15 protein-coding genes and 1 pseudogene are annotated in these 24,671 nt (G+C 70.0%); 6 read left to right on the top strand and 10 right to left on the bottom strand.

Annotation, left to right across the window (positions count from 1 at the left end; genetic code table 11):
• Nucleotides 1-1,111, top strand: a 1,111-nt coding sequence (locus JNW87_RS14100) for an SseB family protein (RefSeq protein WP_238453822.1), incomplete at its 5' end; no start/stop codon positions are given.
• A complete protein-coding gene (locus tag JNW87_RS14095) occupies nucleotides 1,108-1,473 on the top strand; it encodes a hypothetical protein (RefSeq protein WP_109805460.1) in 366 nt (121 codons plus the stop codon). The genes JNW87_RS14100 and JNW87_RS14095, both read left to right, overlap by 4 nt.
• A gap of 1 nt (nucleotide 1,474) precedes the next feature.
• Here the strand turns inward: JNW87_RS14095 and JNW87_RS14090 are convergent, their stop codons facing one another.
• The 7 genes from JNW87_RS14090 to JNW87_RS39500 form a co-directional block, all read right to left on the bottom strand.
• Nucleotides 1,475-2,407: an alpha/beta fold hydrolase gene (locus tag JNW87_RS14090; protein WP_109805454.1), complete on the bottom strand. Its 933-nt coding sequence runs from the start codon at nucleotides 2,405-2,407 to the stop codon at nucleotides 1,475-1,477.
• 170 nt (nucleotides 2,408-2,577) lie between these two features.
• A complete protein-coding gene (locus JNW87_RS14085; protein ID WP_109805455.1) occupies nucleotides 2,578-5,076 on the bottom strand; it encodes an immune inhibitor A domain-containing protein in 2,499 nt (832 codons plus the stop codon).
• Nucleotides 5,077-5,327: 251 nt separating this feature from the next.
• The gene (locus JNW87_RS14080; RefSeq protein WP_201749994.1) at nucleotides 5,328-7,649 is read right to left on the bottom strand and encodes an immune inhibitor A domain-containing protein; all 2,322 of its coding nucleotides are present in this window, start codon (nucleotides 7,647-7,649) and stop codon (nucleotides 5,328-5,330) included.
• Nucleotides 7,650-8,001: 352 nt separating this feature from the next.
• The gene (locus tag JNW87_RS40650) at nucleotides 8,002-9,288 is read right to left on the bottom strand and encodes a vanadium-dependent haloperoxidase (protein WP_201749995.1); all 1,287 of its coding nucleotides are present in this window, start codon (nucleotides 9,286-9,288) and stop codon (nucleotides 8,002-8,004) included.
• 203 nt (nucleotides 9,289-9,491) lie between these two features.
• Nucleotides 9,492-10,349 (bottom strand): LuxR family transcriptional regulator, encoded by an 858-nt coding sequence (locus JNW87_RS40645; protein WP_161558002.1) that lies wholly within the window; start codon nucleotides 10,347-10,349, stop codon nucleotides 9,492-9,494.
• 308 nt (nucleotides 10,350-10,657) lie between these two features.
• On the bottom strand, nucleotides 10,658-12,112 hold the full coding sequence (locus tag JNW87_RS39505; RefSeq protein ID WP_255420253.1) for an immune inhibitor A domain-containing protein: 1,455 nt from the start codon (nucleotides 12,110-12,112) through the stop codon (nucleotides 10,658-10,660).
• A complete protein-coding gene (locus JNW87_RS39500; protein ID WP_255420254.1) occupies nucleotides 12,076-13,449 on the bottom strand; it encodes an immune inhibitor A domain-containing protein in 1,374 nt (457 codons plus the stop codon). Before JNW87_RS39500 ends, JNW87_RS39505 begins: the two co-directional genes overlap by 37 nt.
• A 442-nt stretch (nucleotides 13,450-13,891) precedes the next feature.
• Between JNW87_RS39500 and JNW87_RS14060 the strand changes: the two genes are divergently transcribed.
• From JNW87_RS14060 to JNW87_RS14050, 3 genes are all read left to right on the top strand, one after another.
• Complete coding sequence (locus tag JNW87_RS14060; RefSeq protein ID WP_238453821.1) at nucleotides 13,892-14,926, top strand: hypothetical protein; 1,035 nt, start codon at nucleotides 13,892-13,894, stop codon at nucleotides 14,924-14,926.
• Nucleotides 14,881-18,675 carry a hypothetical protein gene (locus JNW87_RS14055; RefSeq protein ID WP_238453820.1) on the top strand — a complete coding sequence of 1,265 codons (3,795 nt, stop codon included), beginning with the start codon at nucleotides 14,881-14,883 and terminating at the stop codon, nucleotides 18,673-18,675. Before JNW87_RS14060 ends, JNW87_RS14055 begins: the two co-directional genes overlap by 46 nt.
• A 375-nt stretch (nucleotides 18,676-19,050) precedes the next feature.
• Nucleotides 19,051-19,317, top strand: coding sequence for a FixH family protein (locus JNW87_RS14050; RefSeq protein ID WP_238453819.1), 267 nt, complete (start codon nucleotides 19,051-19,053; stop codon nucleotides 19,315-19,317).
• A 60-nt stretch (nucleotides 19,318-19,377) separates the two neighbouring features.
• Here the strand turns inward: JNW87_RS14050 and acs are convergent.
• Nucleotides 19,378-21,338: pseudogene (acs, locus tag JNW87_RS14045) on the bottom strand (acetate--CoA ligase).
• Nucleotides 21,339-21,524: 186 nt separating this feature from the next.
• Between acs and JNW87_RS14040 the strand changes: the two are divergent.
• Nucleotides 21,525-22,271, top strand: a complete 747-nt coding sequence (locus JNW87_RS14040) for an oxidoreductase (RefSeq protein ID WP_109800008.1) — start codon at nucleotides 21,525-21,527, stop codon at nucleotides 22,269-22,271.
• A gap of 181 nt (nucleotides 22,272-22,452) precedes the next feature.
• On the opposite strand, the gene JNW87_RS14035 is transcribed toward JNW87_RS14040, so the two are convergent.
• Together JNW87_RS14035 and JNW87_RS14030 are read right to left on the bottom strand one after the other, a co-directional pair.
• Entirely contained in the window at nucleotides 22,453-23,256 is an 804-nt protein-coding gene (locus JNW87_RS14035; protein WP_109800007.1) for an HAD family phosphatase, read from the bottom strand.
• Between the two features lie 338 nt (nucleotides 23,257-23,594).
• A complete protein-coding gene (locus JNW87_RS14030) occupies nucleotides 23,595-24,356 on the bottom strand; it encodes a site-specific integrase (protein WP_236647301.1) in 762 nt (253 codons plus the stop codon).
• Nucleotides 24,357-24,671 lie beyond the last annotated feature (315 nt).

The raw sequence follows: 24,671 nt of genomic DNA, 5'->3' as shown, positions 1-24,671 counted from the left end.
CCCGGCTCGGCCCGGGCCCGGCACCCCGCCGGCGGGGTCGAGCACGCCGCCCGCCGCCCCCAGCAGGGCACCGGCCGAGTCGGCGACCGGGGCCGGTCGCGCGGCCGGCACGCCCCGCCCCGAGGAGCCGGCGCCGGTCGATTTCGTGCCGGCGAACGTCGTCGAGGAGGACCTGCTCGCGGCCGCCGGCAGCGGCAGCACGGACACGTTCCTCTCCACCCTGCTGCTGGCCCGGGTGCTGCTGCCCGCCGCGCCGGACTCGGCACCGGGCAGCCGGCCGGGGGACCCGGGCTTCGTCTGGCGGACCGAGGAGCTGGACGGCGAGACGTACGTGGTGGTCTACACCTCGCCGGAGCGGCTGGTGGACCGTGCCGACGGGCCGGTCGAGACGGTACGGGTCAAGTTCGTCCAGCTCATCCGCAGGTGGCCCGACGAGAGCTGGTCGTTCGCGGTCAACCCCGGGACCCCGGTCGGGGCGAAGTACCCGGGCGAGCAGGTCCTCGGGCTGGCCAACTGGGCCGCCGAGGTGGGGCTCGGCGACGACCCGGACAGCGAGCCGGAGCAGGCCGCCGTCGAGCCGGCGCCGGTCACCCCGACCCGGTACGCCCCGGTGGCGCACGACCCCACCCGCCCGGTGACCATGCAGAAGGCGGTCGCCGCGAGTCAGCTCGCCTACTACCTGGAGCGGGGCTACGACCGGGTCTCCGGCTTCGTGCACCGGGCCAACGAGCTGGCCCACCTGACCACCCCGGCGCAGCTGTACGACGCGCTCGGTCTCGGCCACCCGGGCTCGCCGTTCTCCCGGGACGCCGAGGAGATCTACGTGCTCCGCTGGCCGGCGTACCGGCCGAGCCTCTACCGCATCCCGTACGGCGGCCAGAACGAGCCCGCGATGCGGGCGATGGAGGGCTGGGTGATCGAACGTGCGCCGTTCCGGGGCAACGGGTTCGCCCCGGGGGAGAGCAGCGACGTGGTCGCGGAGTTCAAGGTGGACAGCGCGCGCCTGCCGCACGGCGCGCAGCTCTGGCGGATCGCCGTGAACGGCACCGAGCGGATGGTCGCCACCCTGGACGCCGACGCGCTGCTGTGGCGGCGGGTCGGCGAGCCGTGAGCCGCGACGGCTACGTGGCCCGCTGGCAGGGCCGCGAGTACCAGGCCAGCCCGGACGGCGACGACGTCCGGCTCTACCAGCCGGAACCGGGTGAGGGCTTCGAGGAGGTACGCCCCGGCCGGTACCGCCGGGTGGTGCCGGCCGCCGAGGTCGACGACCTGGCGTACGTGCGGACCACCTGCACCTGGCAGGGGCAGCCGTTCATCGTGCTGGCCCAGCACGACGGCTGGCTGCGGGTGGAGTACACCGGCGGACGCTGGCCGGTGGCTGAGGCGATGGGGCTGGAGGCCTTCGACTTCGGCGTCTACCAGGGCTGGGCGCCGGCGAACGAGGTGACCGACCTGCGCGAGCAGCGGGTTTGAGTCAGGACTTCGTCCAGCGCAGGATCTCGCCGAGCACCAGGTCCTTCGCCTCCATGTGCGGGAAGTGGCCGACCCCGTCGAGCAGCCGCCACTCGTACGGGGCGGTGACGTACCGGCCGGAGCCCTGCGCGGTGCGCGGCAGGGAGGCGGTGTCGAGCGCGCCGTGCAGTTGCAGGGTCGGCGTGACCAGCGGCTTCTGCATCAGCCGGACGAACCGGTAGCCGTGCAGCCGGAGCACCGACCGGAACGCCCAGCGGTAGCCCTCCAGCGCGCAGAAGGCGGCCTGCGGGATCTGCATCGCCTCGCGGCAGCAGCGGGCGTACGCCTCGAAGTCCGGGCCGGCCACCCACTGTGGCCCGCCCCAGCGGCGCAGTATCGTCTCGACCTCGGCGGCGTCGTCCCGGGTGAGCACGTGTTCGTAGCGGGGGAGCTGGAATTTCAGCGCCGGGGTGGCGGCGGCGAACTGGCCGCGCGGGTCGGCGAAGATCGCGGCGCGCAACCGGAGCGGGTGCGGGGCGGCGAGCACCACCAGCCGTCGGATCAGGGTGGGGTGGAACGAGGCGGCCGTCCAGCCGATCAGGCCACCGGCCCCGGCGCCGACCAGGGTGGCCGACCGCTCGCCCAGCGCCCGGATCAGCCCGGCCACGTCGGCGGCGAGGGTGTACCCGTCGTACCCCCGGGGTGGCTTGTCGCTCGCACCGTAACCGCGCAGGTCGACCGCGACCGCCCGGAACCCCGCGTCGGCCACGGCGGGCAGCAGGTCCCGCCAGGCCAGCCAGTACTCGGGGAAGCCGTGCAGGAAGAGCACCATCGGGCCGGTGCCGGCCTCGACGACGTGGAAGCGGCTGCCGTTGGCGCCGACGAACCGGTGCGTCCACGGCCCCTCGGGCAGGACGCAGGACTCGTCGACGGGTCCGCCACGCTGCTCGGTCATGTGCCACAGCCTAGGGTCCCGGCATCGCGGGGCCGGCCCGACCCGTCGGTCAGCGGCCGGGCACCCGTTACGGGCCGGCGGTGGCGTCAGGCGGTGACGATCCGCATCGGAACGGGCGATGCCCGGGCGGTGACCCGCCCGGGCATCGTGTGGTGCTGGTGGAACCTCGATCAGGAGATGCGGATCCGCATCGAGGTGCCGTTCTGCTTGAGAACCTGGATCTTGACCCCGTTGACCGGGACCTTCACGCCGTGGTTCGGCAGCTCCGGGTACCAGTACTGCTTGCTGTCGTCGAACAGCGGGGCAGCGGCCTGGCCGCGGATGTGCTGCGGCTCGCTGTTCACGTGGAGGGTGAACGAGTCGGCCTTCTTGAGGCTGAACGGCGCGTCGTAGATCTGCACGCGGGCCCGCCAGGGGTTGCCGGTCAGGTTGTACAGCGGCTTCGGGCGGGAGTCGATGTTCAGGTTGCGACCCTCACCCGGGTGACCGCCGGGGTTGAGCTTCTTGTCGTACGGCATGGTGTTGTTGTCCGCGTACCGGAGGTTCCAGTACGTGATCAGCAGACCCGTCTGGTACGCGTAGTGGTCGACGTAGTCCGGTCGGGTGTTGGCGTAGCCGAAGTAGTACGGACCGGTCTTCAGGTACTGGTCGTACGAGACGTACGACCGGTTGCCCGCGATGTAGTAGTTGGCGAAGTCGCGGGTGTAGGTCTCCTCGACGATGCTGAAGCCGTTGAGGGCCCAGTCGCCCGCGCCGGCCTCGGCGCCGTCGGAGAGGACGGTCTGCCCGTCGGCGGTCACGGTGATCGCGTCACCGTAGAACCCGCCGGCCGACACGCCGCCGTCGGTGATGTAGTGGTAGCGGAACTGCACGACCTTGCCCGCGGCCACGTCCATCGGGACGGTGAGGTCGACCCAGTCCGGCTCGTCGTCACCGTTGGTGTCGCTGTCACCGGTGAGGGCGTTGCGGCCGTTGCTGGTGGTCGGCGTGCCGTTGATCTTGAACGGCAGGGCCGACCAGCTCTTGCCGCCGTCCAGCGAGGCCTCGAAGTACATGTAGTCGTAGTTGTTCTCGATGTTGTAGCGGGCCTTCATCGACAGCGACGCGCTGGACTTCCCGGTGAGGTCGAACGTCCGGGTCATCGTGGTGTTGAGGTTGTCGTCGTTGCCGGAGAAGTACTGCCTGGCGCCCTCGGCCGGCTTGCCGTTGTTGAAGGTGTAGGTCCGCTTCGGGAGCACCACCACCGCGGCCTGGGGCTTCTTGGAGTTGTACTCCTCCGGGCCCAGGTCGATTGTCTGCGGGTCCTGCTTGGCCGGGACCACGGTCTCGTAGTCCAGCCAGCCGAGCTGCAGCTTGTTCCAGGCGCCCAGGTCCGCGCCACGCTCGCCGATGCCGGCGTCGTTCTTGGCGCTGACCCGGCTCTGGGCCATCAGGGTCCAGTGCTCCTGGCTGTTGTCGCCGGCGGCGCCGGTGTTGTAGTCGTCCGGCAGGCCCAGGTCGTGGCCGTACTCGTGGTAGAAGACGCTCCGGCCGCCGTTCTCCGGCTGCACCGTGTAGTCGCCGATCCAGATGCCGGTGTCGCCGATCTCGGTGCCGCCGAGGGGCGCGTTGGCCGGACCGGTCTCGCCGATGTCCGTGCCGTATGCGTACCAGCGGTGGCTCCAGATGGCGTCCTCACCCTGCAGCGGGTCACCGTCGGCCTGGTCGCCGCCTGAGTGGACGATCTGGAAGTGGTCGATGTAGCCGTCCGGCTCGTTGAAGTTGCCGTCGCCGTCGACGTCGTACCGGTCCCACTGGTCGAAGGACTTCACGTCGGCCGCGATCTCGGCGTCGGTGCGGCCCTTGGCCTCCTGGTCGGCGACCCACTGGTTGGCGGCGTCCCGCACCAGCGCCCAGGTGTTCGGGCAGGTGGTGTCCTGGCAGACCGCCGGGTCGTCGTCCGGGTTCGGCGGGTCGTTCGGGTCCGGGTCCGGAACCGGGTCGTTCGACCGGCCGTAGCGGGCCTCGTTGTACCTGACCCTGACCCAGTCGGTGACCTCGCCGTCGACCGGGTACCGGCCGGAGGACTGGGCCTCGTAGTACTGCTTCAGCGACTCGTCGCCCGGCTTGTTGCCGAAGTACAACTGGCGGAAGTGCTCCGCGCCGTAGTTCGACTGCCAGACGGTGGAGTTGTCCACGGCCCGGTTGGGGGCCGGGATCTGGTTGTGCAGCGGACCGTCGAACCGGGTCGGCCCGGGGGTGTCCGGGTCGATGTCCTTGTCCGGGTAGGACGGGTGCCGCTCGGTGCCGAACTCGGCCAGGATCACGAAGATCCGGTCCGACTTCTCGCGCTGCAGCTCGACGTACTGGTCCTTCTGGCCGTTGCCGGCGCGAGCGGCGCGCGCGTCGGCGCCGACCGCGCCGGCCGCGCCGGCCGCGCTCCGGCCGACCTTGACTACCGTGCTGCCGTTGATCTTCTGTGCCTTGGCCTTGCCGGAGAGGACCTCGCTGAGACCCTCCTGGCGCAGCGCCCGCCGCTTCTCCTCGAGCGGGTTGGGCAGATCGTGGTCGACCTGGGCGGGCTCGCCGACCGACGGAGCGGCCGCCGGCAACTTGGGCGTGGGCGCCGCGCTGGCGGTCGTGCCAACCACCAGTCCCGTCGCCGTCAGCGATAGCCCGAGCAGACCCACTGCGACTTTGCGCACGTGGTACCTCCGGTGTGAGGGAACCGGCCCAACGGGGGTACGGGCCGGTGAATTGGTCCCACGAGTGGGACCAATGGTGAAGATAGACATTCCCGTGATGGGTGGGAAGACAAGTTCGTCGATTTGTAGCAACTTTTTGTTGGGAATGCTTCGGCCCGTCACACCCTCACGCCGGTGGATACGCGGAAGGGGCCGATGGCGTCGCCGCCACCGGCCCCTCCGGACTTGCTACCCGATCAGTTGGTGACCTTGACGACCATGTCGCTGGTCGGGGTGGTGCCCTGCTTCAGGATCTCGATGGTGGTGCCGCTGCCGGCCACCTTCACCGAGTTCCACGGGTTGCCCGAGTTCCAGTACTTGCCGATGCCCTTGTCACTGAAGATCGGCTGCGGGTCGAGCGCCGGGACCGTGACCGCCACGCCGTTCAGGTGGAAGGTCTGGGCCGGCTTGGCGTACAGGCTGAACGCCGCGTCGTAGCCGTTGCGCCGGTTGGTGATGGTGCCCTGGCCGCCGACGTTGATCTTGTCCGGACGGACGTCAACCGGGAGGTTGAGGCCGTAGCCCGGGTGCGCCGACGTGTTGTTGTCGCCGTACGCGTAGTTGACGTACCAGACCAGCATGCCGGGCTGGTTCGAGAGGTGCTCCACCCAGTTCGGGCGGCTGTTGAGGAACCCGTAGTTGTACGGACCGGTCCGCAGGGTGTCGTCGTACCCGAAGAAGGTCCGGTTCTCGGCGATGTAGAAGCGGGGGTAGATGCCGGTCACCGAGCCGGTGATCCGGTTCCAACCCTTCACGGTCCACTCCGAGGCGAGGGTCTCCGCGTCGTCGGTCCACGCGACGGCGCCGTCCTTGGTCAGCGAGATGTTGTCCAGGAACGCGCCGGCGTAGTGCACGCCGCCGTCGGTGGCGTAGCGGTAACGGAACTTGACGGTCTGCCCGGCGTACGCGGACAGGTCGTAGGTCGAGTCGACCCAGGCACCGTTGCTGGAGCCGTCGATGCCGGCCTGGATGCTGCCGTCCTCGAGGGTGTCGTGCAAGGAGTTGGTGAGCTCCTTCCAGCTGGCGCCACCGTCGGTGGACACCTCGGCGAAGAGGTAGTCGTAGTCCTCTTCGATGTCGTACTGCAGCTTGGAGGTGATCGACGCGGTCGTCGCGCCGGTCAGGTCCAGGGTGCGGGTCAGCCTGCTCTCCAGGTCGTCCGCGCTGCCGCCCCACCACTCGTACGAGCCGGCGAACGGGGTGTTGTAGTTCGTCGTCTGCGTCTGAGTGGGCAGGTTGACCACGACCGCCTGGGCCTTCGGCCCGTCGCTGTCGCCGGCCGGGCCGAGCGTCACCTGGGTGGCGCCGCTGTTCTCGTCGACGACCGTGTGGTTCAGCCAGCCCAGGAAGAGCTTCGACCACGGGTCCATGTAGCCCGGGGTCGAACCGATGTCGTCGGTGCCGTGGCCCAGCCACGAACCCGAGGACATCAGGCTCCAGAAGCCGACGCCGTTGTCGCCACCCGCGGTGTCGTACAGGTCCGGCAGACCGAGGTCGTGACCGTACTCGTGGGCGAAGACGCCCAGCCCACCGTTCTCCGGCTCGGTGGTGTAGTCACCGATCCAGAGGCCGGTGTCGCCGATCTGCACACCACCCTTGAGGTTGCTGGCCGGGCCGGTCTTGCCCTTGTCGGTGAAGTAGGCGTACCAGCGGTGCGACCAGATGGCGTCCTCGCCCTGGGTGCCGCCGCCGGCCTCCTCGCCCTCACCGGCGTGCACCGCCTGGAAGTGGTCGATGTAGCCGTCGGGCTCGTTGAAGTTGCCGTCCTCGTCGAAGTCGTACCGGTCCCAGATGTCGAACTGCTTGAGGTAGTCCTTGATCTGCGCCGGCGTCTTGCCGGCCTTGACCTGGGCCTCGTACCAGGACGTGGCGCTGTCCTTGATGAAGGGCCAGGTACCGGCGGCGTCGGAGATCTTGTTGCTGCCGTACCGGGCCTCGTTGTACGGCACGGTGACCCAGTCGCTGACGTCGCCGCCAACGGTGTACCGTCCGCCCGACTGCTTCAGATAGAAGTCCCGGAACGACTCGCCCTCGCCGTAGAACAGGTCCATGTAGTGCTCCCGGTGGAAGTCCGGGCGCCACATGGTGCTGTTGTCGTCGGTGGCATTGCCGTCCCAGTTGCGGTCCGGCTCGGGGATCTGGTTGACCACCGGGCCGGGTGTCCCGCCGGTCGTCGGGTGGACCTGGTCGCCGAAGTTGACCAGCATGGTGAAGATGGGGTCCACCTTCGGGGCCTGCTGGTACTCGACGAACAGGTCGTCCTTGACCTGGATGACCTTCGAGCCGTTGCGCGTCTGAAGCTTGGCCTTGCCCTGGAGCAGGTCGGCGATGGCCTGCTTCCGAACCTCCCGCTGCTGATCCGCGATGGGATTGGGGAGGTTGTCCGGGCGCTGCTTGGCCTGGTCGACGCCGGGGGTGCCTTCCGCCGCCGGGACGGCGGACGCCGGTGCCGTGACGACACCGGCTGCCAGCAGCGCGGCCGCAGCCGAAGCCAGGCCCGCTGTGACTAGTCTCCTCAAAGGTCCTCCTCCTTTGTGGATCTGTTACATGACAGAGGCAGCCAAGGCCATCACTGTCATGTCATGCGTCACTCACAATGACACGGGTTTGCATCGTTGTCACGGGGCAATTACTCAAAGGGGTGCGCACCTTTTGCGGGCGAATCCGGACCAAAAGGCGGACGGATTTGGCGACGGCTCACATTACGTTTTGGCCACGATCGCGTAGCGTGATCGGAATTATGAGGCCCCGTAGCGGAGCGCTGGGGGGTCGAAATGTGTCACACCAAAGTTGACTCGACGTCGGGCGGCGTAAGAAGAGACGGGGCCCGCCCGGAGCAGTGTGCTCCAGCCGGGCCCCGCCGTGTGCCGGTCAGCGCAGATAGCTGGCGTAGACGTGTCCGGCGACCGAGTCACCGGCCGCCACGCCGTTGTCCCCGTCCCACTGGTAGTGCACGCCGAGGTAGACCCGGCTGCGGGCGTTCTCCACTGCCGCGGCGGTGAAGGTGCTGAAGGTGCGGGTGACGCCGACCGCGTGCGGATCCTCCGTGGTCGCGGTGTAGGTGACGTTGTCCGTGCCGAAGTAGCGCCGCATGACGCCGGCCCAGGCCCCGCCGAAGGTGGCGTGACCGGAGACGTACGCCGGGAAGTTCGGCGAGAAGGGCACTCCGGCGTTGTTGGAGAGCGGCTGCCAACTAGCGTCCGCCGCTGTCTCCGCGTTGTTGTCGGTGCCGGCCTCCCGGATCGCGCTGACCGGCCGCCACAGGTCGATGGCGGTCTGGTACTTCGCGTCCCAGGCGGTGATCGCCGCGTCCGCCATCGCCATGCCGACCAGAGCGAAGAGCTTCGCGTTCGCCGCCTGGCTCAGCCCGCGCTGCTTGGCGACGGTCTGGGTCAGTTTGAACAGCTGGCCCGGCGGCTTGTACGTGCCGTCCAGGTCGTTCGCCCAGAAGTAGGCGATCTGGGTCTGCGTCGCCGTCCGGGTGGTCGAGTTGGACGCGCCCAGCGACTTGACCTCGTTGACCTGCACGGCGTAATCGTGGCTGGCCAGCAGGCTCGCCGGGGTGCTGTTCCCACCAGGAGGGGCGGGACGGAACTGCGCTCCGGAGGTGAGCGCGAACGGCTTCACCAGACCCCAGTTCGGCGAGGCGGCCGGGGCGCCGTCGGTCGGCCGCCACTGGCCGGGCTCGGTGCTCGGGGTGTAGGGGGTGTTGTTCGTCGATCCGTCGTTCGCCCGGTTCAGCCGCAGGTTGTCGACCACCGACTCGGCGATGCTGGTGCTGAAGCCGCCCGGTCCGGGCTCGTAGTTCGGCGCGTCCAGCCGCGCCTTCTGGAAGTCCGCGGAGAAATCGATGTTCGGGAAGAGTTGCAGCTGCAACAGGTTGTAGGCGGCGACGTCGAGGTTGGCCTTCAAATCGAAGGTCGCTCCCGGCTCCCGGTACACCGCGTCGGTGAGGTAGGGCGCCCCGATGTTGTTGATCGCGGTGTGCGTGTCGTAGAGGGCGATGTGCAGCATCGCGCCGGCCCGGGACAGGACGGTGGGCGGCCCACCCGTCTGCCGGTACGCCTTCAGCAGCACGTCGTTCCAGTAGAGGATGTGGTCGAAGCTGGTGGCGATCGCCGACGCCGGGGTCGGCGTGACGATCACCGGGACGGTCACCGAGAGTGCCGCGACCGCGGCGACTTCCCATCTCCGAATTCTGGACAGCGTTCTCAACCCGGCCCTCCCGCGTAGATCCCTCGTCCCCGGGTCCGCCGCGCTGGCGGGCCGGAGTGCGTCCACTGTCGCGGCGGCCGGTGGCCGCCGGGAGGGCGAAGTGGCCAGCCTGGCCGCAAGCTGCAGACGCAAGCTGCACTTGTCGGTCAGACCAGGCCGTTGCGGGCGGCGGCGATGCCGAGGGTCAGTCGGTTGGTGGCACCCAACCGCTCCTCCAACGACTCCATGTGCCGCCGGACCCAGCGGGTGCTTCGCCCGAGGCTGCGGGCGATCGCCTCGTCCTTCAGTCCGGCGGCGGCGAGCCGGAGTACCCGGAGCTGATCGCTGCTCGGGCCGCCCGGGGGCACGGACGCCGGTGGCTCCAGCGGTACCGCCCGCCGCCAGAGCAGCTCGAAGTAGTCGACCAGGGCCTCGACCACCGCCGGGGTCCGGACCAGCAACGCCTCCCCGGCCGTCGACCCGAGACCGACCAGGGCAACCCCGTCGACCACCGTCAGTTGGACCGGCAGTCGCGGCAGCAACCGGCAGGTCCCCGGGCGGTGCGGGACCGCCGTCCGCGCCAGGGTCTCGGGCGTGCAGATCACCCGGACCCGCGCGGCGCCGCCCCGCACCTGGGCGGGCCAGCCGGGCGGGCCGTCGGCGAGCTGCTGCCCGCGGACGTGCCGGCAGTCGTGCCGGGTCCCACTCACCAGCTCGTGCAGGCGGCCGACGATCTCGTCGCCGCCGCGCAGCAGTTCCACCTCGCCGATGCCCGGCGTCCACCCCGGCCGGGGCAGGTCACGTTCCAGCCGGTCCAGCTCGGCGTACCGGTCGGCCAGCTCCCGGTTCGCCTCGGCCAGCTCCCGCTGCCGGGCGAGCAGCAGGCGGCGGAGGGCGGCGGCCGGTGGCACGGCGCGCAGGCGCCCCGTCGGGGTCCGGAACACCAGCGCGTGCCGCAGCAGCTCCGCCAGGGCCGGTGTCTCGCACGCCTCGGGTGGGCCGCTCGGCGGGCTGGTCTCCGCCACCAGGAGCTCGTACAGTCGTCCGGCATCGTCGGAGAGCAGCCCAGCAAACACCCTCGTCCCCCGTCCCCCGTGGCCGCCGGGTAGCGGCAGGTGCCGCCGCGCCGGTGCCGGATCGGGTCGGCGAACGCCCCGTCGCCTGCACAAACGCCACCGTCACGAACAGCATTCAGATCGTCACAGCGGGGTTCGGTCGCTGTCAATATCTCGCCGGCCGGTTCCGCCGCCCGGCCATCCGGATGGGCGGAACGGGCGAGGGGCCCGCCGGAAGCCGAAGCTCCGACGGGCCCCTCATCGGTCGTCGCGCGGGATCAGTTCGTGGCCGGGGTGACGTGCACCGTGGCGTACGAGTTGTCCTTCGCGGTCTTCAGAATGGTGATCGTGACGCCGTAGGCCGCATTGGCGTCACCCGGGTTGCCCGAACCCAGCACGGTGAACCCGAGGTCGGTGCCGTAGAGGCCGGTCGCCGGGGTGCCGTCCGGGTTGGTGATCCGGGTGGTGTACGGCACGCCGTCCCGCGACGGGATGACCACCGAGGCGTCGCTGTCCCGGGCGAAGAGCCGCCCGCTGCGAACCTCGAGCCCCGGGTACCAGCCCTTCGCGTCGCTGAATCCGGCCACCGGCGCCTGAGCGCCGAAGCTGGTGCAGTACTCGCTGTACGGCTCGGCCGTCGCCTCGAGGCACTCCTGGAAGGGGTACGTCGAGGTGAGCGAGAAGGCCGCGTTCGAGGACTGCGGACGGCTGGGCAGGTTGTCGAGCGTCGACTCGTCCTTGACGGCCGCCTCACCCGCCCGGCGCAGCGGCCGGTTGTGCGAGTCGACGATCAGCAGGCCGCCCTTGGCGCCGTAGCTCGGCAGGGCGGTGAGCTGCGCGCTCACGTGGTTGACGTTGCCGAGCGCGGTGTCCCGGTACCAGACCAGCATGCCCGGGGCGTTGTACGAGATCCGGTCGACCTTCCAGGCCTCGTGCGAGTAGACGGTGTCGTAGGCGTACTTCAGGCCCTTGTCGAAGCCGTCGAAGTTGCGCCACTCGGCCAGGTAGTAGTGCGCCTTGACCTGGGTGCCCGAGTCGACGTGCCAACCCGCGCCGCTGGTGCCGGCCCAGCTGCCACCGGTCTGGGTCCAACCGTTCGCGCCGCCCTCGACGTCGTCGCTCCAGGTGGTGGCGCCGCCGCCGGTGACCGAGAAGTCATCGGCGAACCAGCCCCGCTCCAGGAACCCGGCGTCGGTGGCCTGCCGCAGCCGCAGCTGCACGGTCTTGCCGGCGTACGCCGACAGGTCGACGTAGTCGTGACGCCAGCCGTGGCTGTCACCGGTCAGGCCGTACTTCTTGCCGCCGTAGTCGCCCATCCGGCCGTTCGGGTCGGCGTAGCCGTCGTCGGTGGAGACCAGGTTGCCGGCGGCGTCGTAGATCTTCTGCTCGGACCAGGTGGTCCCGCCGTCGGTCGAGACCTCGACGAAGCCGTAGTCCCAGTCCTGCTCGATGACGTAGTTGTTCCACATCCAGAACTTCGCGTCGGCCGCCGCCGGCACGCTGACCTGGCGGGTCAGCTTCACGTCGGCCCAGTCCTGGTCGGCGCCGCCGTACCACATGTTGGCGCCGCTGTGCGGGGTGGCCAGGGTGATCACCTTGTTCGGCAGGTTGACCTTGATGCCGTCCTTGGTGCCGACCGGGGTGTTCGAGGTCTGGCCGAGCTGCACGTCACGCGGGACGGAACCCGGCGTGACGGTCAGCGGGTCGGCCCAGCCGAGCACCACTTGTCCCACAGGCCCATGTGGGTGGGCAGCGCCTGGAAGATCTCACCGGTGTGCGAGCCGGACGCCATCAGGTCCCAGAAGTCGACGTCCGAGTCGGAGCCGGGGGTGCCGGAGGTGTCGTAGAGGTCCGGCAGGCCGAGGTCGTGGCCGAACTCGTGGGCGAAGACGCCGACCCCGGCGTCCTCCGGCTGCACGATGTAGTTCGAGACCTTCAGCTGCGTGCCCGGGATGCTGTAGCCGCCGGCCACCGCCGACGAGTGCGCCCAGACCGCGTAGACGCCCTGGTCGCCGCCGCCGCGGGACTTGCCCATGCCGGCGTGCACCAGCACCAGGTGGTCGATCACGCCGTCCGGCTCGTTGACGTTGCCGTCGCCGTCGACGTCGCCCTGGTCCTCGATGTCGTAGTCGGCCCACGGGAAGCTCGGGTCCATCTTGGCCAGCGCGTCGACCGCGTCGGTGGCCAGCCGGCCCGCGCCGAGCGGGTTGTCCGGGTGGCCGTTCATCGACTGCATCGCCCCGGCGACCCACTCGCCCTTGTCGTTCTTGAAGCAGCGGGACGCGGCGTACCAGGCCTCCGAGTGCGGCACGGTGATCCACGGGCTGGCCTGCCCGTCGACCGTGTACGCGCCCTTGGACATCTCCAGGTACATGTTGTGCATGGTCCGGCCGGCGAGGCTGACCCCCGGCTGGCCGTCCGGCCCCGTCAGATCCTTGCGGACCCGCTCGGTGATGCCCTCCTTGGTGTAGAGCATCTTGTCGAAGTGCTCGGGCGAGAAGTCCGGCACCCACATGGAGTTGTTGTCCTCGTGCGGCAGGGTGGCCGGGTCCGGGATGCCGTTGTGCTTCGGTCCGTTCTGCACGGTGCCGAGGACGCAGCTCCGGTCCTCGAAGACCGTCTTGGGGACCATCACGTCGGTGAAGTCGTCGTTCGCCTGGTCGTTGAACTCCACCAGCAGGGTCAGCAACTTGGCGGTCTGGGTGCCGTTGGCTCCCTTGATCTGACGCGGGTTCTGCCCGGTCTTGATCGCCTTGGCCTCGAGCTTCGCCAGCTCCCGCGCCGCCACCGGGTTGCCCCCGGCGTACTTGCGGTCGTACGCCTTCGCCTTGTCGAGGGCCGGGGCGTAGACACCGCCCGCCCCCTTGACCTCCTTGCCGCTGGTGTCCGGCTGCACTGCGGGCTCGGCGTAGTTGATGTAGTAGTCGTCCGCTCCGACCGTGGCGCGGACGGGACCGGACTCCTGGGCGGCCGCGCTGCCCGTCACGGTCAGTGACGCGGCGGCGAGGGCGATGGCGGGTAGCGCGACGAGTAGGCGCCGGCGCGACCCAGATTGCGGTGATGTGTTCATGCCGCTCCGTTTCTCGGGCATGGGGAGGGAGAGAACCGATCGGTGCACGTCGCAGAGGCGTACGTCGAAACCGAGCCGGTGCGGGTCAACCTAAATGAGAGCGGAGCCGTCCGACAGGGGGCAGCCAGCGCCTCTGGCCGTTCAGCCCGTACCTGCTCCACCGACCGACCGACGTGTGACAGCCGAGCGCCGTCACGCGCAGGTGCTGTTACGTGCGGTCGGCCGCGACGGCTCGGCCGGACGCCGACTATCCGACGGCGGAGCGCAAAGTGATCCGATGCAGACCGAAAGTTATAGCGACGTTGACAAATGAAAGATGCATCGGTGAGGATTGATCGACCATCGCAGCGGGCCACGGGGGTTCTGCCGCGCGATAGCTCCCGCCGTCCTCGGCCCGGTGTCGAGGGCGCGGCTCCCCGTGGCCCAATATCGGGGAGGCCATGTGGTCGCAACACCTGCCGATGTCACACCCCTACTACTGATCCTGGCGTTCGCCGCCTTCGTCCTGGTGGGCGCGCGCCGACGCTCGACCTGGCCGGTCCGGCTCGCCCTGGCCGCGGGTGCGGGTCTCTGGATCGCCCTCGCCGGCGGCGCCATGTGGATGGTCAGCCAGGCCACCGCGGCGTCGCTGCCACCGCCCGCCGGAACACCGGGGAATCCCTGCGTCAGCGGAGCGCCGACGAAGACCTTCGACGTCTCGCTGATCAACCTGCCGATCTTCCTCAACCGGTTCGGGGACGTCGTCCCCGAGGGCCGGATGTACATCCTCGACTCGAACATCGCCACGGTCCGGCAGAACTTCGCCAGTGCCGCCGACCCGTCCAAGGCGAACGTCAGCGACCTGATCGAGCCGCTCACCGTCCGGGTCAACAAGGGCGACTGCGTGACGGTCAACTTCACCAACCGGCTGAACGAGGAGGCCCCAACCCTGGACCGTACGGTGCGGGACGCGGCGATCTACCCGCTGCCCGGGGAGATCAAGAAGGCGCCGGGGTCGTCGACCCTCGACCCGCGGGAGTTCGCGCCGGCGCTCTCCGCCCCGAAGATCGACTTCGATCCGACCACGGCGCCGAACGCCTCCATGCACTTCGACGGCCTCGACTACGACGTCCAGACCGCCGACGGCACGGCCGTCGGCAGGAACCCGGACTCGACCGCGGCGCCCGGAGCGACGATCACCTACAAGCTGCACGCCCAGGCCGAGGGGGAGTACCAGTTCAAGGACGGGGCGGACTTCACCTCGCAGCAGACCCGGCCGACGGACGCCAACGGGAACGTCCGGTTCATCGGCTCGCACTCATTCGGCGCGTTCGGCGCCATCGTGGTGGAGCCGAGCGACGCCACCTGGGTCGACTCGCGCACCGGCGAGTCGATCCGTCCGGCACCCGGGCCATCATCAAGCGACCAAACAACAAGGACTTCCGCGAGCACGTGCTGTTCATGCACGACGAGGTGGAGGCCGAGCCAGGGATCCTGACCCGGTACTGCCGGGGTGGCTCCGAGGACAAGACCGGCTCCGAGTGCATCGCGCCGACCTCGGCCCAGACGGCGACACTGACCAAGGACACCTTGCCCGGGCTCGGTGGCGGGGACGCGGACGCCATCGTCCAGTACCACGAGCAGGTGCCGGTCAAGCTCGAATGGTTCGCGTTCAACTATCGGGCCGAACCCACCTTCAACCGGGAGGAGATCGGCTGCCCCGCGGCCACGGTGGCGGGCCAGCGCTATCAGGCGAACGAGTGCGTCGGCGAGGAGACCTCGCTTTCGTCCTGGATCTACGGCGACCCGGGCGGCGGTGACCTGGTCTTCCCCAACTACCGGGGCGAGCCGGCCCAGGTCCGGCTGCTGCACCCCGCCGAGTTCGAGACGCACACCTTCCACTGGCACGTCAACCGCTGGGCGTACGACCCGCAGGACGAGGGCGGGCTCGACGCCATCAGCAGCCCCAACCACGTCACCCGGAAGACCAACATCCTGGACGTCCAGTCGGTCTCCCCGGGTACCAGCTACGACCTGGTGGTCCAGGGTGGCGCCGGCTCGTCCCACAAGGACAAGATGGCCACCTTCGGTGACATCATCTTCCACTGCCACCTCTATCCGCACTTCGCCAGCGGCATGTGGGGGTTGAACCGCACCCTGGACAAGCTCGAGGACGGCAGCCGGAAGAACCCGGACGGCAGCCCCATCCCTGAGCTGGAGCCGCTCGCCGACTTCGACTACCAGCCGGCGACGGACGGGGTGAACCCACCGCCGAGCCCGGTCGCGACGACCACGCCCGGCTTCCCGCACTTCGTGCCGGGCGTCTTCGGGTACAAGGCGCCGAAGCCCCCGCTCGGGGTCGCGGACCGGTCCGCGACCGGCGTCTTCCCGCCCACCCCGCTAGAGAAGGCCGCCGCCGACCCCGGCGCCCAGAAGCCGGGCGGCTTCTTCCAGGACCCCTGCCCCGCCGGCCGCCCCGAGAAGACCTTCGAGATCTCGGCGATCCAGCTGAGTCAGACGTACAACGACAAAGTCAACTGGCGAAATCCGCAGTCCCGGGTGTACGTGTTGAACACGGACCGGGACGCGGTGCTGGCCGGGAAGAAACCCGAGCCGTTCTCACCCCTGCTGAACGTGGGTGACTGCGTCATCTACAAGCTGACCAACAAGCTGCCGTTGACCTACGGCGGCACCACCTTTGACCGGCTCCAGACCACCAATGAGGTCGGGCTCCACCAGCACATGGTGCAGTTCGACGTACTCTCCTCCGACGGCGCCGCGAACGGTTGGAACTACGACCAGGGCGCGGACGGCGGCCCGAACCTCAACGGGCAGACCATCACATACCGCGACTTCGTGCACGAGAACACGTCCACGAACTCGTTCCACGACCACTTCTATGCCAACGTGCACCAGGACGCCGGACTGTTCGGTGGGGGCACCATCCACGACGCCGGCTGCGTCTTCCGCGACACGAAGACGAACGAGCCGGTGGCGATCGGCACGATGGTCTCGGTGCACTGCACCCAGGGGGTCGTCGACTACACCGGCGCCACCACCTCGGGCCAGGACTACCGCAACGTGTCCCTCTTCATCGAGGACCACGTGCCGATGTTCAAACCCGCGGACCCCAGCACCAGCAACGACGACCAGTTCGTCACCGCCAACGGGGTGCCGATCCACCCGGCGAAGTTCCCGTCCAGCAACGACGACCAGGGCGTCATGGGGATCAACTACGCGTTGGAGCCCATGGAGGCCCGCAAGGACATGGACCCCTCCCGGGTCTTCACCACCGGCGACAGCAACCGTCTCCCGGCGACCCCGATGCCGATGGCGTTCCCCGGCGACAAGATCAAATGGCGAATATTCCAGCTCTCGCAGGAGGAGTCGCACGGGATCAACCTCGACGCGTCCTGGGACCTCGAACCCAAGGACCCCGAATCCAACAGGGTGAGTGCCCAGCACATCGGAATCCTCGAGTACTTCGAGATGAACGTGAAGGCGATCAAGGAGGGTAAGAAATACGGCACCCCGGTCGACCGGGACGAGCTCTACTATCTCGGCGGCTCCGACGACATGTACCTCGGCGCCTGGGGCTACCTCCGGGTCATGCGGTGCCAGTACGACGGCCCGTACATCGCCCCCGGCCCGGACGGGCCGCCACCCAGGGTGCCCAACATGTACCCGCTGCCCGACAACCCGACCGCCGGCATCGACTGCGTCGGCGAGTGGGACAACCCGCCGAAGCCGGGAGACGGCCGCTCCCAGCCACCCGGCACGCCCTGCCTGACCAGCCAGCCGGTGAAGAGCTTCAGCATCGTTGCGATCAACCGGGACATCACCTACAACAAGGCCGGCGACCACGACCCGTACGGCCTCCAGTACGCGCTGGAGTCCGACTACACGAACAACACCGTGAAGAACGAGCCGCTGGTCATCCGGGCCAACGCCGGCGACTGCGTCGAGATCACTCTCAAGAACCGGGTCGATCCCGCCAAGATGACGGCGAGCTGCTTCGAAGGCGTGGAACCGGGACAACTCGGCTATCGGACCAGCACGCTGAGCTTCCCGGGCTGTCTGGACCAGCCGCCCAAGGACGAGGTCAACGTGCCGGGCTTCATGCCGCTGCCGGTCAGCAACCGGGTGTCGATCCGACCCCAGTTGACCAACCACTACAGCTACTCGGCGGGCGTGAACGTCGGCGAGAACGTGGACGGCTGGGGCCGGTTCTACGACCGGACCGTCGGGCCGGGCGAGCAGATCACCTACCGCTGGTCGCTGAGCAACGGCCCCGGCATGGCGATGCTGCGCGACATGGCCGACCCGATGCACCACGCCTCGCACGGCCTCTACGGTGCGCTGGTCATCGAACCGCAGGGCAGCAGCTACCTCAACCCGGCCGACGGCACGCCGCTGACCAGCGGGGTGAGCGCGGTGATCTCGCACCCGACGTCGGCCGACTACCGGGAGAACGTCGTCCTGATGAACAGCGACCTGGCGCTGTTCCGCCAGAACACCAACGCCAACGTGGCCGACGACCAGCCGGTCCCGGACAACTTCGACCTGGTCAGAACGCCGAGTCGGGAAGCCGACGACGCCGAGGACCAGGGCGAGTTCTCCGTCAACTACAGCAACGAGCCCTGGGCGCACCGGTACGCCACCGACCAGAACGTCACCAACATCTTCAGCTCGTACGTGCACGGGGACCCGTCGACCCCGGTCTTCCAGGCGTACGCCGGGGACAAGACGGTGTTCCACGTCGGACAGGCGGTCGGTGACCCGCGTTCGACCAGCTTCGCCCTGCACGACCATCTGTGGCGACGGGCGCCGAACGACCCCGAGTCGCAGCTCGCGGCGGCGCAGGGGCAGTTCAACCCGGGTGTGTCGTACCCGATCGTCCTCGACCCGGCGGTCACCGGCGGCGCCGGCGGCCGGCGGGCCGCGGCCGGTGACTACCTGTACCGCTCCGGCACCCTGGCCCGCCACCTGACCGGCGGCCAGTGGGGGATCTTCCGGGTGCACGGGACCGGCCAGCCCACCCTCATCGCGCTACCGGACAAGCCGATGGCGGGCAGTGCTCCGCTCGCGCCCAGCCCCGGCCCGTCGCCGACCACGTCGCCCACCACCAGCCCGTCGCCCACCACCAGCCCGTCGCCGACGACGAGCCCGTCGCCGACGTCCACCACCACACCAAAGCCGTCGATCTCCGCGCCGTGTGGGGACTGCGGCGGCGGAGGGGGAGTCTGACCATGGAGAACGATCTGTCGACGCCGGCGCGGTGGCGACCATGACCGCGCTGAAGGAGAAGCTGCGACTGCCGGACGAGATGCTGGGCCGTCCTGCGGCCGCTGGCAAGCCGGTCCGGACTCGGAAGGCGGGCCGGCCGGGGCGGCGGCAACCGCACCGAGGACCGCGCCCGTTCCGCCAGGGCATGATCCTGGGGATCTGCATCGGGATGACGGCGGCCCTGCTGGTCGGGGTGGTCGGATTCCTGACCACCGTCCGCGGGGGTCGATCCCGGCCGCCGCGGAGCCCGCGGCGGACCGGCGCGCCCCCGGCGGCCAGCAGCAGGACCCGCAGGCCGCCATCTCGATCAACAGCGAGCACCTGGGTGACCTGCAGGTGCGGATCGAGGCGAAGGTCAGCGCGCCGGGCAGCTACGACCCGATCACCAAGGGCCAGGTGGTCGCGTACACCGACATGGTGGCCATGCCGCTGGCACACAAGCAGGGGCCCATCGTGATGGCCGAGGTGTCCGGGCAGCCAGGCGTCTACCAGGCCCTCACGAACGTGCCGATGGTCGGCGAGTACAACGTCGTCGTCGAGGTGAAGCAGCCGATGGCGTCCACCGCCAACCAGCGACTGAAGATCGACACCGTGTCGAAGTAGTACCGGACAGGACGGTGGGCGGGTCCCGTGCGGGGCCCGCCCATCGTCGTCCGTACCGGATCAGTCCTCGGCCTTGCCGCCCTGCATGCCCGAGGAGATCAGCTCCATCACGGAGGAGTCCTGGAGCGTGGTGACGTCGCCCAGCGACCGGTGCTCCGCCACGTCCCGCAGCAGCCGGCGCATGATCTTGCCGGAGCGGGTCTTCGGCAGCTCCGGCACCAGCATGATCTGCCGGGGCTTGGCGATCGGGCCGAGCGTCTTCGCCACGTGGTTGCGCAGGTCGGCGATCAACTGCTCGCCCGCCTCGCCGGAGACCTCCGTGCTGCCGCGCGGGATGGCGAACGCGACGATCGCCTGCCCGGTGGTCGGGTCGGTCGCGCCGACCACCGCCGCCTCCGCGACCGACGGGTGGCTGACCAGCGCCGACTCCACCTCGGTGGTGGAGATGTTGTGCCCGGACACCAGCATCACGTCGTCGACCCGGCCGAGCAGCCAGATGTGCCCGTCGTCGTCCTTCTTGGCCCCGTCGCCGGCGAAGTACATGCCCTCGAACCGGCTCCAGTAGGTCTCGATGAACCGGTTGTCGTCGCCCCAGATGGTGCGCAGCATCGACGGCCACGGCTCGCGCAGCACCAGGTACCCGCCGCCGCCGTTCGGCACCGACTGGCCCTGGTCATCCACCACGTCGGCGACGATGCCGGGCAGCGCGGTCATCGCCGAGCCCGGCTTGGCCGCGGTGACGCCGGGCAGCGGGGAGATCATGATCGCGCCGGTCTCGGTCTGCCACCAGGTGTCCACAATCGGCAGCTCACCCCGGCCGACGTGCTGGCGGTACCAGATCCACGCCTCCGGGTTGATCGGCTCGCCGACGCTGCCGAGCAGCCGCAGCGACGAGAGGTCGTAGCCGGCGGGAATGTCCTCGCCCCACTTCATCATGGTGCGGATCAGCGTCGGCGCGGTGTAGAGGATCGTCACCTGGTACTTGTCGACGATCTCCCAGAACCGGCCCTTGTGCGGGGTGTCCGGGGTGCCCTCGTACATGACCTGGGTGGCGCCGTTGGAGAGCGGGCCGTACACGATGTAGGAGTGCCCGGTCACCCAGCCGATGTCGGCGGTGCACCAGTAGACGTCCGTCTCCGGCTTCAGGTCGAAGACCGCGTGCGTGGTGTACGACGTCTGGGTGAGGTAGCCGCCGGTGGTGTGCAGGATGCCCTTCGGGCGGGCCGTGGTGCCGCTGGTGTAGAGGATGAAGAGCGGGTGCTCGGCGTCGAACGGCTGCGCGGTGTGCTCCGGCGCGGCGGTCTCCACCGTCTCGTGCCACCAGTGGTCCTTCGCCGACCAGGCGACCTCCTCACCGGTGCGCCGGACCACCAGCACGTGCTCCACCGACGGGCAGTTCGCCACCGCCTCGTCCACTGTCGGCTTCAGCGCCGACGGCTTACCCCGCCGGTAGCCGCCGTCGGCGGTGATCACCACCTTGGCGGTGGCGTCCTGGATCCGGTTGGTCAGCGCGTCGGCGGAGAAGCCGCCGAAGACCACGCTGTGCGTCGCGCCGATCCGGGCGCAGGCCAGCATCGCGACCGCCGCCTCCGGGACCATCGGCAGGTAGATCGCCACCCGGTCGCCGGCGGTGACGCCGAGGTCGGTCAGCGCGTTCGCCGCCTGGCAGGTCAGCCTGTGCAGGTCGGCGTACGTGAGGGTGCGGGTGTCACCCGGCTCGCCCTCCCAGTGGATCGCCACCTTGTCGCCCCGGCCGGCCTCCACGTGCCGGTCCAGGCAGTTGTACGCCACGTTGAGCTGCCCGCCGACGAACCACTTCGCGAACGGCTGGTTCGACCAGTCGAGCACCTGGTCCCACTGCTTCGACCAGGCCAGCCGCCCGGCCTGGCGCGCCCAGAAGCCGAGCCGGTCCTCGGCCGCTCGGTGTACACCTCGGCGGTGACGTTGGCGTTCGCGGCGAGCTCGGCCGGCGGCGGGAACTGGCGCGTCTCGTTCAACAAGTTGGCCAATGCCTCGCTCATGCGGTGACTCCTTCGTCGCGTGACCTGCGTCTCCTACCCGGCTGAGGTTAGTCGTGCCGCGGCGCGCCCGCGACAGCCTGGTGACCGCCGACGCGCCCAGCGGCCCCCGTTGCGCGCCGGGTGGCCCCGGTCGCCTTCCGGCCGGGTGGCGCCCGGCGGGATAGGCGGGCTCGCTAACGTGGCGGGGTGACCACCGATCCGCTCGGCCCGCTGCTCGGGCTCGCCGACATCGCGCCCGCCGTCGAGCGCGCCCGCGACCGGGTCGACCAGGCACACCGCCACCGCGCGCTGCGCCGGCACGGCGGCCAGGTCGCGGCCGAGGTCAGCCTCCGGTCCGCGGTGGCCAGCGCCGCACTCGAGGGTCGTACGCACGAGCGCGAGGCGGTCCGGGCCGGCACCGTCACCGACCCCGTGCTCCAGGGCGCGCTGCGGGTCGCCGGCGCGCTCCCGGGACTCAGCGAACTCTGGCCGAAGGCGCCGCGCCAGGTCCTCGCCAAACTGCACGTCCTCGCCGCCCGTGACGTCGTGGCGGAGCCCGAGCTGGGCCGCCCGGTGGCCGACCCGGTGGTCGCGGCCCGCCTCGACGGGCTGGCCGACCTGGTCGCCGGCGGCACGAAGGTCTCCCCGCTGGTGCTGGCCGCCGTCGTGCACGGCGAACTGCTGAACCTGCGCCCCTTCGCCGGGCCGTCCGGGGTGGTGGCCCGGGCCGCCGCCCGGCTGGTGCTGCTCTCCACCGGCTTCGACCCGCGCGGGCTGCTCGCCGTGGACGTCGGCCACCAGGAGCGGGAACCGGAGTACGTCGGCGCGGCCGGCGCCTTCGCCACCGGCACCCCGGACGGCCTCCGCTCCTGGCTCCGCCACTACATGACGGCGGTCGAAATCGGCGCGGACCAGATCGAACTCATCGGCGACGAGGTCCTCGCCGCGACCTGATCCGCCGGCCGCTCGCTGCCGCTGTTTCCGCGACTTGTCGCAGGTGGGTGCCCCGGGCGACCGGGAGGCAGCGACATGCGGGAAACGGCGCCGATCCCCGGCCAGGCCGAACGGCCGGGCGGGCGGCGTCTTGAGGGCGGGGCGATGCCGTGCGGTCGGGGCGTCTTGAAGGGCGGGGCGGTCAGGCGACCGGGGCGATCTTGGCTCGGCGGTGCCGGCCGTACCAGGCGATGCCGATGGCCACCCCGACGCCGACGCCGAGGGCCGCCGCGGCAACCGGCACGGCGGGCCGCTCGCGTAGCCGCCGGCCCAGCGGGACGGGGTGCCGGAACTCCAGCACCGGCCAGGAATTCTCCACCGCCAGCCTGCGCAGCGCCCGGTCGGGGTTGACCACGGTGGGATGCCCGACGCACTCCAGGAGCGGCCGATCGCTGTACGAGTCGGAGTAGGCGTACGAGTCGGCCAGGTCGTAGCCGCGCGCGGTGGCCAGCTCGCCGACCGCGTCGACCTTGCTCGGGCCCGCCGCGTAGAACTCGACCTTGCCGCTGTACCGGCCGTCCTCGACCGCCATCCGGGTGGCGATCACGTCGGTCACCCCGAGCAGCGCGCCGATCGGGCGGACCATCTCCTCGCCGGAGGCGGAGACGAGCACCACGTCCCGCCCGGCGGCCTGGTGCTCCTCGATGAGGGCGGCCGCCTCGGCGTACACGTACGGGTTGATCAGCTCGTGGAGCGTCTCCGCGACGATCTGGCGGACCTGTTCCACCTGCCAGCCCTTGCAGAGCGTGGCCAGGTAGTCCCGGGTCCGGGCCATGGTCTGCTCGTCGGTGCCGCCCAGCCGGAACATCAGCTGCGCGTACGCCGACTTGACCACGTCTCGCCGGGTGATCAGACCGTCCCGGTAGAACGGCCGACCGAACGCCAGGGCGCTCGACTTGGCGATGACGGTCTTGTCCAGATCGAAGAAAGCGGCACTTCGGCCCACGGCGCGAAAGTCTAGCCCGATGGTGCCCGGTCGGCTGGTGCGCGGGGTCTCCGGGCCGGTCCGGACGCTCCCGCCTCTGCCGAGAGTGATAACGGTCACACTCTCCGAACACGAATTGGCAGTGGGTGGAGCGCAGACCACTCGACGTATACCGGTCCATTGCGGCATGCTTGTGCGCGACGAGAGCTCACGTCTCGTCCCCCGGAAGCCCTCGGCGGTTGCACCCCCCGTGACCGCTGAGTGGGTTCGGCTCGACCCCCCCGGAGCCGAACCTCCGACGACCCCCGTCTCCCCCCGACGGGGGTCGTCCCTTCTTTGGCTGAGCGCTCCGACGCAGGTCACAGGTCGTCTCCCACGCTGTCGGCCAGGCCATCGCTGGACGGCTCGGCCGCCGGAGTCAGCAAATCGTCAGCAGGCAGCGTGAAGGCATCCAAGATCCGAGCGGCGTAGTCAGCCGGAGTATGCGTATAACGATTCAGCGTCGTCGACGCCTGCTCGTGGCCCATGACGCGCTGCACCAGGTTGACCGGGACGTCGTCGGTGACCAGCCATGTCGCGTAGGCGTGCCGCAGGTCGTGGAAGCGCATTCCGCCGACGGCCTTGGCCGCCACACAGGCGACCGCTTCCCGCTCGGTCGTGAACTCCGTCGACCACTCCACGCCTTCGCGGTCCGGCCAGGTGGCTCGGTAGCGATGCGGTCCGGTGGTGACTACCTGGCCGAGCAGCCCGGCGCGAACCAGCGAGGGCAACCACACCCGCCGGCGGAAGTTCGACCGGCGCAGCGGGCGTCCGATCCGATCGCGGAAGACCAGCGTTTGCGGGTCCGGATCCCCGGCCTCGGTGCGTAGCTGGCGCAGCGCGGATACCAGGAAGCCAGGCAGCGGCACCGTCCGTACTCCGGCCCGACTTTTCGGGTAGGGACGGAGCAAGATCCCGGCGTGCGTCTCCTCGGCGACCTGGACCACGCGTAGCAGGGCGCGATCGAGGTCAACCGAGGACCAAGCCAACCCAGCACACTCGCCCCAGCGCAGGCCCGCGCCGGCGGCAGCGCAGACGATCCCTCGGTGGCGGGCCGGCACGGCCGGGTGCAGCTTGCCCAAGAAGTCCTTCCGGCTGATTGTGGTGTGCTCCTGCGTCCGGAATGGATTGATCCCGATGGATCATTGTGCTCCCGGACGCCGGGCGGGTGTCGACCCGGCGAAGAAGAGACAGATGACTGTCGACGGCTGGGCTCCGGCGGCCCCGTCGCGCCGGCGTGGGCGAAACCGCGCCGCGTCGGGCATGGCCGGCGGTCGCACGGGTAGCCCGCGGGGCATAGGCTTCACTGGCGCATCTGCACGGCGGGCCGCTCGACGGTGTGCAGCGGGAGCTGCCCGACGGGCCCGGCGACATCGTGGAATTCACCCACGAGGCGC

The sequence above is a fragment of the Micromonospora sp. ATA51 genome (genome assembly GCF_016802855.1).
GTDB lineage: Bacteria > Actinomycetota > Actinomycetes > Mycobacteriales > Micromonosporaceae > Micromonospora > Micromonospora sicca.
This window is presented reverse-complemented; position numbering and strand designations above follow the sequence as displayed.